The organism is Bacillus sp. FCW2, from assembly GCF_021228595.1.
Taxonomy (GTDB): domain Bacteria; phylum Bacillota; class Bacilli; order Bacillales; family Bacillaceae; genus Bacillus; species Bacillus velezensis.
This window is the reverse complement of sequence record NZ_CP089436.1, coordinates 3,874,614-3,886,082: the sequence shown is the minus strand read 5'-3', so window position 1 is coordinate 3,886,082 and position 11,469 is coordinate 3,874,614. Positions and strand designations below refer to the sequence as shown.

Sequence of the window (11,469 nt, the reverse complement as noted above, 5' to 3'; positions counted from 1 at the left end):
CATGAGCTGCCTTTTTTGTGTTTTTTTGCATACGTTATATAATATGAGAAACGTAACGATATGCCTTTTTGCAAAAGCAGGTTTTATGCTTGTGCAAAGTGGAAATAATAGAGATAGAGCGATACAGTTGAAAAATTTTGCGAAACACCTTATAGTAAGATTAAAGTCAAATATAGTCAAAGTCAATAAAGGAGGGGGTTGAGTGGGACATAATATTTCTGACATCATTGAACAGTACTTGAAACAAGTATTAGATCAAAATGGCAAAGAAATTTTAGAGATCAAACGCAGTGAAATCGCTGATAAATTTCAATGTGTTCCTTCCCAAATAAATTATGTCATCAACACCAGGTTTACAAGTGAAAGAGGATATATTGTTGAAAGTAAACGGGGAGGCGGCGGTTATATTCGTATTATCAAAATTAAAATGAATAACGAAGTCGTCCTCATCAACAATATTATTTCGCAGCAGATTCATACCCACTTGTCCCAGGCAGCCTCTGATGACATTATTCTCAGACTGTTAGAGGACGGAGTTATTTCGGAAAGAGAAGCTAAAATGATGGTGAGTGTAATGGATCGTTCAGTTCTATATATTGATTTGCCCGAACGGGATGAACTAAGAGCCAGAATGATGAAAGCAATGCTCACATCTTTAAAACTAAAGTAAGCGGGTGAAAAGATTGATTTGTCAAGAATGCAATGAGAGACCGGCCACTTTTCACTTTACGAAAGTTGTTAATGGAGAAAAACAAGAAGTTCATATTTGTGAACAATGTGCAAAAGAAAATAGCGATTCATACAGTATAAGTGGAAACCAAGGGTTCTCGATTCATAATTTATTATCAGGGCTGCTGAATATGGAGTCTTCATTTCAAAACACCGGTTCTCAAATGTTCGGCTATTCAGAGCAAGGGACAGCTTGTAAGAAATGCGGTATGACGTTTCAGCAGCTGAGAAAAACAGGGCGTTTCGGCTGTGCGGAATGTTACGATACGTTCTACAGCCAAATTACGCCGATCTTGCGAAAAGTTCACAGCGGGAATACGGTGCATGCCGGGAAAATTCCAAAACGAATAGGCGGAAACCTGCATGTAAGACGGCAAATGGAAATGTTAAAAAAAGAACTTGAATCTTTAATACACCACGAAGAGTTTGAAAGGGCAGCGGAGGTCAGGGATCAGATCCGATCGTTAGAGCAGGAATTAAAAAGTACAGACAGTGAGGGGGAACAAGGGTAATGTCGCTCAAGCATTTTATTCAGGACGCACTAAGCAATTGGATGAAGCAAGAGGGACCTGAAAGTGACATTGTACTCAGCAGCCGTATACGGTTGGCCCGAAACTTTGAAAATATAAAGTTTCCTGCCAGGTATACGAATGAAGAAGCCTCATCCATCATTCAGCAATTCGAAGATCATTTTTCAGGAAAAGAACTGCCTGATATCGGTCAATTTCATTTAATCAGAATGAGTGAAGCTCAGCCTTTGGAAAAACGGGTGCTGATGGAGAAACATCTCATCAGCCCGAATTTAACGGAATCTCCTTTTGGCGGCTGTCTGCTTTCTGAAAATGAAGAAGTCAGCATTATGTTAAATGAAGAAGATCATATCAGAATTCAATGCCTCTTCCCCGGCTTCCAGCTTCTCAACGCCATAAAAGCGGCAAACCAGGTTGATGACTGGATTGAGGAGAAAGTGGATTACGCCTTTGGAGAGAAGAGAGGGTACTTAACAAGCTGTCCTACAAATGTAGGGACGGGACTAAGGGCTTCAGTCATGATGCATTTGCCGGGCCTTGTATTAACTAGGCAAATGAATCGAATTATACCGGCAATTAACCAATTAGGCTTAGTTGTTAGAGGAATTTACGGTGAAGGCAGCGAAGCATTAGGAAATATCTTTCAAATTTCAAATCAAATCACACTCGGAAAATCAGAACAGGACATTGTAGATGATTTAAACAGTGTGGCTGCCCAGCTGATTGAGCAGGAACGTTCAGCCCGAGAAGCGCTTTACCAAACCTCGAAAATTGAATTGGAGGACCGGGTATTCAGATCTTACGGTGTTTTATCCAACTGCCGTATGATTGAATCAAAGGAAACGGCGAAATGCCTTTCTGACGTTCGGCTGGGGATAGACCTGGGGATCATCAAAGGGCTATCAAGCAATATACTTAATGAACTGATGATTTTGACACAGCCGGGTTTTCTCCAACAATATTCGGGCGGTGCATTACGGCCGAACGAAAGAGACGCGAGAAGAGCGGCTCTTATCAGGGAAAGGCTGCATTTAGAAATGAGTGCAAATAGACAGGAGGATGATTCGATATGATGTTTGGAAGGTTTACAGAGCGAGCTCAAAAGGTATTGGCACTGGCACAGGAAGAAGCACTGCGCTTAGGCCATAACAATATTGGAACTGAACATATCTTATTAGGTCTGGTTCGTGAAGGAGAAGGGATTGCAGCTAAAGCACTCCAAGCACTCGGACTCGGTTCGGATAAAATTCAGAAAGAAGTGGAGAGCTTAATCGGACGGGGACAGGAAATGTCTCAAACGATTCATTATACGCCAAGAGCAAAAAAAGTCATTGAGCTCAGCATGGATGAAGCCAGAAAGCTAGGACATTCTTATGTGGGAACAGAACACATACTTCTCGGACTGATTCGTGAAGGAGAAGGCGTGGCCGCGAGAGTTCTGAATAATCTCGGTGTCAGCTTGAATAAGGCGAGACAGCAGGTGCTGCAGCTTCTGGGAAGCAATGAGACGGGATCTTCTGCATCCGGTACGAACAGCAATGCAAACACGCCGACACTGGACAGTCTGGCGCGTGATTTAACTGCGATTGCGAAGGAAGACAGTCTTGATCCGGTTATCGGCCGAAGCAAAGAAATTCAGCGTGTTATTGAGGTATTAAGCCGCAGAACGAAGAATAACCCCGTTCTTATCGGAGAACCGGGTGTAGGTAAAACTGCGATTGCTGAAGGCCTCGCACAGCAGATCATCAATAATGAAGTGCCGGAAATTTTACGTGATAAACGCGTAATGACATTAGACATGGGTACGGTTGTAGCCGGTACGAAATACCGCGGAGAATTTGAAGACCGTTTGAAAAAAGTAATGGATGAAATACGTCAGGCCGGCAATATTATTTTATTCATTGACGAACTGCATACACTGATCGGAGCGGGGGGAGCAGAAGGTGCGATTGACGCATCGAATATCTTAAAACCTTCACTGGCCCGCGGAGAGCTTCAATGCATCGGTGCGACAACGCTTGATGAATACCGTAAATATATCGAAAAAGACGCGGCTCTGGAGCGCCGTTTCCAGCCGATTCAGGTGGATCAGCCGTCAGCCGATGAAAGCATTCAAATTTTAAAAGGGCTCCGTGACCGCTATGAAGCGCATCACCGCGTATCCATTACCGATGAAGCGATTGAAGCGGCGGTAAAATTGTCCGACCGTTATATTTCTGACCGCTTCCTTCCGGATAAAGCGATCGATTTAATTGATGAAGCCGGTTCAAAAGTGCGTCTCCGTTCTTTCACAACGCCTCCGAACTTAAAAGAGCTGGAGCAGAAACTCGATGAAGTTCGCAAGGAAAAAGACGCTGCCGTTCAGAGCCAGGAGTTTGAAAAAGCGGCTTCCCTTCGTGATACGGAGCAGCGCCTGAGAGAACAGGTGGAAGACACGAAAAAAACGTGGAAAGAAAAACAAGGCCAGGAGAACTCCGAAGTTTCTGTAGAGGATATTGCGATGGTTGTATCCAGCTGGACCGGGGTGCCCGTATCTAAAATTGCCCAAACGGAGACAGATAAGCTTCTCAATATGGAAAGCATTCTGCACTCCCGCGTCATCGGCCAGGATGAAGCTGTTGTAGCCGTTGCAAAGGCTGTCAGACGTGCAAGAGCCGGTCTGAAGGACCCGAAACGCCCGATTGGTTCATTCATCTTCTTAGGCCCTACAGGCGTTGGGAAGACAGAGCTGGCACGAGCGCTGGCGGAATCCATTTTCGGTGATGAGGAAGCGATGATCAGAGTGGATATGTCCGAATACATGGAGAAACACTCGACTTCACGTCTTGTCGGTTCTCCTCCGGGATATGTCGGCTATGATGAAGGCGGCCAGCTGACAGAAAAAGTGAGAAGAAAACCATACTCTGTCGTATTGCTTGATGAAATTGAAAAAGCGCACCCTGATGTGTTTAACATTCTCCTGCAAGTGCTTGAAGACGGACGCTTGACTGATTCAAAAGGACGCACTGTGGATTTCCGCAACACGATCCTGATTATGACGTCAAACGTCGGAGCGAGCGAGCTGAAACGCAACAAATATGTGGGCTTCAATGTGCAGGATGAATCACAAAACCATAAAGACATGAAAGACAAAGTCATGGGAGAGCTGAAGCGTGCCTTCAGGCCTGAGTTTATCAACCGGATTGACGAAATTATCGTCTTCCACTCCCTTGAGAAAAAACATCTTACAGACATCGTGTCGCTTATGTCTGATCAGTTAACAAAACGTCTGAAAGAACAAGATCTCTCTATCGAGCTGACGGATGCTGCAAAAGCAAAAGTAGCAGAAGAGGGCGTCGATTTGGAATACGGCGCACGTCCGTTAAGAAGAGCGATTCAAAAGCATGTGGAGGACCGATTATCAGAAGAACTCCTCAGAGGCAATATTGATAAAGGCCAGCACATTGTTCTTGATGTTGAGGACGGCGAATTTGTCGTAAAAACAACTGCTAAAACGAACTAATATAGTGACAAACATGAGGCATACGTAAGCGAGTGTATGCCTCACTTTGTTATATAGAGAAATATTCGATAAGGAAGAGGTCTTACAACATATATGGCTAAATCAAAAACAAAATTCATCTGCCACTCATGCGGTTATGAATCCGCAAAATGGATGGGAAAGTGCCCGGGCTGCGGGGCTTGGAATACAATGGTGGAAGAAACCATAAAAAAAGCGCCGGCGAATCGGCGGGCGGCTTTCTCCCACTCCGTTCAAACCGTCCAGAAACCATCACCCATTACATCAATTGAAACATCGGAAGAACCCCGCGTTCACACAAAGCTCGAAGAATTCAACAGAGTGCTTGGCGGCGGCGTTGTGAAGGGCTCGTTAGTATTAATCGGCGGCGATCCCGGGATCGGAAAATCAACGCTCCTTCTCCAAGTATCCGCACAATTAGCAGATACGGCCGGCAGCGTGCTTTACATTTCAGGGGAAGAATCCGTGAAGCAAACGAAGCTGCGTGCCGACAGACTTGGAATCAACAGCCAAATGTTACATGTTTTATCTGAAACCGATATGGAGTATATTTCGTCTGCTATACAAGAGATGAAACCCGCATTTGTTGTCGTAGACTCCATTCAGACCGTGTACCAAAGTGATATAACCTCAGCTCCCGGCAGTGTATCACAAGTAAGAGAGTGTACGGCCGAATTGATGAAAATCGCGAAAACAAACGGCATACCTATTTTTATCGTCGGACACGTCACAAAAGAAGGATCGATCGCAGGGCCGAGATTGCTTGAGCACATGGTCGATACCGTTCTATACTTTGAAGGAGAGCGGCACCATACATTCCGTATTTTGCGGGCCGTAAAAAACCGTTTCGGCTCCACAAATGAAATGGGCATCTTTGAAATGCGGGAAGAGGGGCTTACGGAGGTGCTGAACCCTTCTGAAATATTCTTGGAAGAGCGTTCTGCCGGGGCATCAGGTTCGAGTATCGTTGCGTCAATGGAAGGAACGAGACCGATCCTGGTTGAAATTCAGGCGCTCATATCACCGACCAGTTTTGGAAACCCGCGCCGCATGGCTACAGGCATTGACCACAACAGGGTGTCGTTAATTATGGCTGTGCTTGAGAAGCGGGTGGGTCTTTTGCTTCAAAATCAAGATGCGTATTTAAAGGTCGCCGGCGGGGTCAAACTGGATGAACCGGCGATTGATTTGGCAGTAGCCGTCAGCATTGCCTCAAGCTTCAGAGATACACCGCCGAATCCCGCAGATTGCTTTATCGGTGAAGTGGGTCTGACAGGAGAAGTCCGCAGGGTGTCAAGAATCGAACAGCGCGTAAAAGAAGCGGCGAAACTCGGCTTCAAGCGCATGATCATACCTGAGGCGAATGCAGACGGGTGGACAATACCAAAAGGGATTGAGGTTGTCGGAGTAGCAAATGTTGCAGAAGCGCTTCGTACTTCATTAGGAGGATCATAATAGATGGAAAAAGAGAAAAAAGGGGCGAAACAAGAGCTTGACCTGTCTGCAATTCTGCAGTTCGTTGCACCGGGCACCCCGCTCAGAGCCGGGATAGAGAATGTACTTCGGGCAAATACAGGCGGCCTGATTGTTGTCGGATACAATGATAAGGTAAAGCAAGTCGTCGATGGCGGTTTTCATATTAATACATCATTTGCGCCCGCTCACTTATACGAGCTGGCCAAAATGGACGGTGCCATTATTTTAAGTGATTCCGGCCAGAAAATTCTTTATGCGAATACGCAGCTTATGCCGGAGGCGACCATTTCTTCTTCAGAAACGGGAATGAGGCACCGTACGGCGGAACGGGTGGCGAAGCAGACCGGCTGTCTCGTCATTGCCATTTCTGAGCGCAGAAATGTCATTACGTTATATCAGGACAGCATGAAGTACACACTAAAGGACATAGGATTTATTTTAACAAAGGCAAATCAGGCCATTCAAACGCTTGAGAAGTATAAAACCATTTTAGACAAAACGATTACGGCTTTAAACGCATTAGAGTTTGAGGAGCTTGTGACATTCAGTGACGTGCTGTCCGTCATGCATCGGTATGAAATGGTGCTCCGAATAAAAAATGAAATCAATATGTATATTAAAGAACTCGGAACGGAAGGCCACTTAATCCGTCTGCAGGTGATTGAACTGATTACGGACATGGAAGAAGAGGCGGCACTTTTCATCAAAGACTATGTCAAAGAAAAAATCAAAGATCCGTTCGTGCTGTTAAAAGAGCTTCAGGATATGTCCAGCTATGATCTGCTTGATGATTCCATTCTGTTTAAGCTGCTTGGATATCCGGCTTCTACGAATCTTGATGATTATGTGCTCCCGAGAGGATACAGGCTGCTGAACAAAATTCCGCGTCTGCCGATGCCGATTGTTGAAAATGTGGTTGAGGCGTTCGGATTTTTGCCAAGCATAACGGAAGCCACTGTGGAAGAGCTTGATGATGTCGAGGGTATCGGAGAAGTGCGCGCCCAAAAAATCAAAAAAGGCTTAAAACGCCTTCAGGAAAAACACTATATAGATAGACAGCTTTAAGAATCGCTTAAACCTGTCGGAATCCGGGTATATTATTGTTAGTTTTTGTTTATTCTGAATTTGTAGGCTCTGACAGTCTGCTGAAAAAATGCTACTTAAAAGGAGGTGGAGGTATGTTAAAACGAATAGTTCAGGCGTTCTTCATTATTGTGGGCGGCGTTGTCGGTATCTTTTTAATACCTGAATTGTTTGTGCTGTCAAATATACAGGACATACCTTTAATAACAAACGCATATACGTCTGCTGCAATTGGTGCTATTATCTTTTTTCTCATCAGTATATGGACGACAGAATATGTGATTAATTGGGTAAAATGGATTGAAGATTCTTTGCTGAGAGCTCCGGTGCCGGATCTGTTATTCGGGAGTCTCGGATTGGTTTTTGGACTTATCATCGCATATCTCATTGTAAACGTGATTCCGCTGGACAATATTCCGTACCGTATATTCAGCACCATCATTCCGGTCTTTCTGGCTTTCTTTCTCGGTTACCTGGGCTTCCAAGTCGGATTTAAGAAAAAGGATGAACTGATCAGTCTTTTCTCCATTTCTGCAAGAATGCAGAAGAAAAAGGGAAGTGCTGATGAGGAGCAGGAGGAACAGGATAAAAGGCTGAAAATCTTGGATACAAGTGTTATTATTGATGGGAGAATTGCAGATATTTGTCAGACGGGCTTTTTAGAAGGCGTCATTGTCATTCCTCAATTTGTGCTGGAGGAATTACAGCATATCGCTGATTCTTCAGATGTTTTAAAACGTAACAGAGGACGCCGCGGACTGGATATCTTGAATCGCATTCAAAAGGAACTGGATATTACGGTTGAAATTTATGAAGGCGACTTCGAAGACATTCAGGAGGTTGACAGCAAGCTTGTCAAACTTGCGAAGCTGACATCCGGCGTCGTTGTGACGAATGATTTTAATTTAAATAAAGTATGTGAGCTTCAGAAGGTTGCGGTACTGAATATTAATGACCTTGCAAACGCGGTGAAGCCGGTTGTGCTTCCGGGCGAAGAGATGAATGTGCAGGTGATTAAGGATGGGAAAGAGCATAATCAAGGTGTGGCTTACTTGGATGACGGGACGATGATTGTTGTGGAAGAAGGCCGCAATTATATAGGGAAACATATTGATGTGCTCGTAACCAGCGTACTGCAGACAGCGGCGGGACGAATGATTTTTGCCAAGCCCAAGCTGCTTGAGAAAGCTCTTTAAGAGGGAGTTCATATGGAGTATGTTGTCGTTATTCCGGCTGCCGGACAAGGAAAACGGATGAAGGCCGGGAAAAATAAGCTGTTCATCAGCTTAAAAGGTGCGCCTGTTATTATACACACACTGCGGGTTTTTGAAAGCCACGCACCCTGTCAGAAAATAATCCTGGTGATAAACGAGAGTGAACGGGAAGATTTTCGCCAGCTGCTGGCCCAATTTCCGATTCAGACGGAAATTGAGCTTGTTACCGGAGGTGCGGAGCGTCAGCACAGTGTATACGAAGGACTGAAAGTGATTGATAAGGAATCGGTCGTCCTTGTTCATGACGGAGCGCGCCCGTTTGTCACACATCAGCATATCGATAAGCTCGTTGAAACAGCAGAGGAGGCGGGAGCGGCTGTCCTGGCTGTTCCTGTGAAAGACACGATAAAACGGGCGGAAGGCTCCCGGGTTGCGGAGACCTTTGATCGTTCAAGCTTGTGGGCCGTTCAAACGCCGCAGGCTTTTCGTCTTTCTTTATTGAAGACGGCGCATATGGAAGCGGAAAACAAAGGCTTCTTAGGGACGGATGACGCCAGCCTCGTCGAGCGTCTTGATGGATATCAGGTGAGTATCGTTGAAGGCAGCTATACCAATATTAAGCTGACAACGCCGGATGATCTGATATCCGCGGAAGCAATCATGAAAGCGGAAAGTGGGAATCATAATGTTTAGAATCGGACAAGGATTTGATGTGCATCAATTAACGGAAGGCCGTCCTCTCATCATCGGCGGAATTGAAATTCCTTATGAAAAGGGGCTGCTCGGACATTCAGATGCTGATGTATTGCTGCATACAGTCGCAGACGCGTGTCTCGGAGCGGCAGGTGAAGGAGATATCGGCAAGCATTTCCCGGATACTGATCCGGAATTCAAAGATGCGGATTCTTTTAAGCTGCTTCAGCATGTTTGGAACATTGTTAAAGAAAAAGGATACGTACTCGGAAATATAGACTGCACGATTATTGCGCAAAAGCCGAAAATGGCGCCGCATATTGATGCTATGAGAAAACGGATAGCGGAAGGCCTTGAGGCGGACGTTTCTCAAGTAAACGTAAAAGCAACGACGACAGAAAAGCTCGGGTTTACCGGAAGAGCCGAAGGAATTGCCGCTCAGGCAACCGTTCTGATCCAAAAAGCCTGATCATTGTTTTGATGCCCGGTCTATTTGGTGGTAGAATAGATACATATATTCGGCTAGAGGCTACAGACGAGATGAAAGGAAGTATTTGAACATGGGAAATGAAGTACGCGTTCGTTATGCACCGAGTCCGACCGGACATTTGCATATCGGTAACGCCAGAACGGCGCTTTTTAACTATTTATTTGCCCGCAGCCAAGGCGGAAAGTTTATTATCCGGATTGAGGATACGGACAAAAAGCGAAATATTGAAGGCGGAGAGCAAAGCCAGCTCAACTATTTGAAATGGCTCGGCATGGACTGGGATGAAAGTGTGGATGTCGGCGGAGAATACGGCCCGTACCGCCAGTCTGAGCGTAACGACATTTACAAAGAGTACTATGAAGAGCTTCTTGAAAAAGGGCTAGCTTATAAATGTTTCTGTACGGAAGAAGAACTTGAGAAAGAACGTGAAGAGCAAATCGCCCGCGGGGAAATGCCGCGCTATTCCGGCAAACACAGAAACCTGACTCAAAAAGAGCAGGAGCAGTTTTTAGCCGAAGGCAGACAGCCGAGCATCCGTTTCCGCGTGCCGGAAGGGAAAATCATCGCATTTAACGATATCGTAAAAGGCGAGATTTCTTTTGAATCAGACGGCATCGGCGACTTTGTCATCGTCAAAAAAGACGGAACACCGACGTATAACTTTGCCGTCGCGATTGACGATTACCTAATGAAAATGACGCACGTGCTCCGCGGTGAGGATCACATTTCAAATACACCGAAACAGATCATGATTTTCCAGGCATTCGGCTGGGATGTTCCTGTCTTCGGACATATGACGCTTATCGTGAACGAAAGCCGCAAAAAATTAAGTAAACGTGATGAATCAATTATCCAGTTTATTGAGCAGTATGATGAGCTGGGTTACCTGCCTGAAGCGCTGTTTAACTTTATCGGACTTCTCGGCTGGTCTCCCGTCGGTGAAGAAGAGCTTTTCACAAGAGAACAATTCATTGACATTTTTGATGTAAATCGTTTGTCTAAGTCACCGGCTCTGTTTGATATGCATAAACTGAAATGGGTCAACAACCAATACGTCAAAGCGCTGGATCTTGATCAAGTTGTTGAGCTGACCCTGCCGCACCTGCAAAAAGCAGGTAAAGTCGGCACTGAGCTTTCTGCCGAAGAGCAGGAATGGGTTCGTAAATTAATCTCTCTTTACCATGAGCAATTGAGCTACGGCGCTGAAATTGTCGAGCTGACTGATTTGTTCTTTAAAGATGAGATCGAGTATAATCAAGAGGCAAAAGCCGTTCTGGAAGAAGAACAGGTGCCTGAAGTGCTCAGCGTATTTGCTGCGAAGCTTGAAGAGCTTGAAGAATTTACGCCTGAGCTGATCAAAGCCTCAATCAAGGCTGTTCAGAAAGAAACAGGCCATAAAGGCAAAAAGCTGTTCATGCCGATTCGTGTAGCGGTTACCGGTCAGACACACGGTCCGGAGCTTCCGCAGGCCATTGAGCTGATCGGCAGAGAAACAGCCGTAAGACGCCTGAAAAGCATTTAAATATACGATTGTTGACAGGGAAGAGTATAAAACAATGACCATTACAGAAAGAATCTTCATCGGCTGAGAGAGATTCATGCGTCATGTTTTAGAAGTGCGCCCTTAAGACCTTTGAAGAACATTTCTGCGGAAATCAGTATTTAAAGGCGGCCGCCGCCGTTACCGGCTTTTAAGTTGGGAAAACAGTGACTTGTTTTTCAAACAGAGTGGAA

Annotated in this window: 11 protein-coding genes and 1 other annotated feature (1 of these 12 cut by a window edge); all 11 genes read left to right on the top strand. The window is 45.3% G+C overall.

The window, feature by feature from the left end; genetic code table 11:
• A partial coding sequence (locus tag K3G25_RS19345; RefSeq protein WP_025854070.1) for a hypothetical protein occupies positions 1-202 on the top strand: 202 nt, incomplete at its 5' end.
• On the top strand, positions 203-670 hold the full coding sequence (gene ctsR / locus K3G25_RS19340) for a transcriptional regulator CtsR (protein WP_232489474.1): 468 nt from the start codon (positions 203-205) through the stop codon (positions 668-670).
• A gap of 13 nt (positions 671-683) precedes the next feature.
• The gene (locus K3G25_RS19335; RefSeq protein WP_003156397.1) at positions 684-1,241 is read left to right on the top strand and encodes a protein-arginine kinase activator protein McsA; all 558 of its coding nucleotides are present in this window, start codon (positions 684-686) and stop codon (positions 1,239-1,241) included.
• Positions 1,241-2,332, top strand: coding sequence for a protein-arginine kinase McsB (locus tag K3G25_RS19330; RefSeq protein WP_014416741.1), 1,092 nt, complete (start codon positions 1,241-1,243; stop codon positions 2,330-2,332). Before K3G25_RS19335 ends, K3G25_RS19330 begins: the two co-directional genes overlap by 1 nt.
• Entirely contained in the window at positions 2,329-4,761 is a 2,433-nt protein-coding gene (gene clpC, locus K3G25_RS19325) for an ATP-dependent protease ATP-binding subunit ClpC (protein WP_007410388.1), read from the top strand. The genes K3G25_RS19330 and clpC overlap by 4 nt, the downstream gene beginning before the upstream one ends.
• A 93-nt stretch (positions 4,762-4,854) precedes the next feature.
• Positions 4,855-6,234 carry a DNA repair protein RadA gene (gene radA / locus K3G25_RS19320; RefSeq protein WP_014416742.1) on the top strand — a complete coding sequence of 460 codons (1,380 nt, stop codon included), beginning with the start codon at positions 4,855-4,857 and terminating at the stop codon, positions 6,232-6,234.
• A 3-nt stretch (positions 6,235-6,237) separates the two neighbouring features.
• Positions 6,238-7,320, top strand: a complete 1,083-nt coding sequence (gene disA, locus K3G25_RS19315; protein ID WP_003156401.1) for a DNA integrity scanning diadenylate cyclase DisA — start codon at positions 6,238-6,240, stop codon at positions 7,318-7,320.
• Between the two features lie 113 nt (positions 7,321-7,433).
• A complete protein-coding gene (locus K3G25_RS19310; RefSeq protein ID WP_003156403.1) occupies positions 7,434-8,534 on the top strand; it encodes a PIN/TRAM domain-containing protein in 1,101 nt (366 codons plus the stop codon).
• A 12-nt stretch (positions 8,535-8,546) separates the two neighbouring features.
• Positions 8,547-9,245, top strand: coding sequence for a 2-C-methyl-D-erythritol 4-phosphate cytidylyltransferase (ispD, locus tag K3G25_RS19305; RefSeq protein ID WP_017419469.1), 699 nt, complete (start codon positions 8,547-8,549; stop codon positions 9,243-9,245).
• Entirely contained in the window at positions 9,238-9,714 is a 477-nt protein-coding gene (ispF, locus tag K3G25_RS19300; RefSeq protein WP_003156407.1) for a 2-C-methyl-D-erythritol 2,4-cyclodiphosphate synthase, read from the top strand. The genes ispD and ispF overlap by 8 nt, the downstream gene beginning before the upstream one ends.
• Before the next feature lie 91 nt (positions 9,715-9,805).
• Positions 9,806-11,257, top strand: a complete 1,452-nt coding sequence (gene gltX, locus K3G25_RS19295) for a glutamate--tRNA ligase (RefSeq protein WP_017419470.1) — start codon at positions 9,806-9,808, stop codon at positions 11,255-11,257.
• Positions 11,258-11,259: 2 nt separating this feature from the next.
• Positions 11,260-11,469 (top strand) — a binding site (T-box leader); it runs 24 nt beyond the window's last position.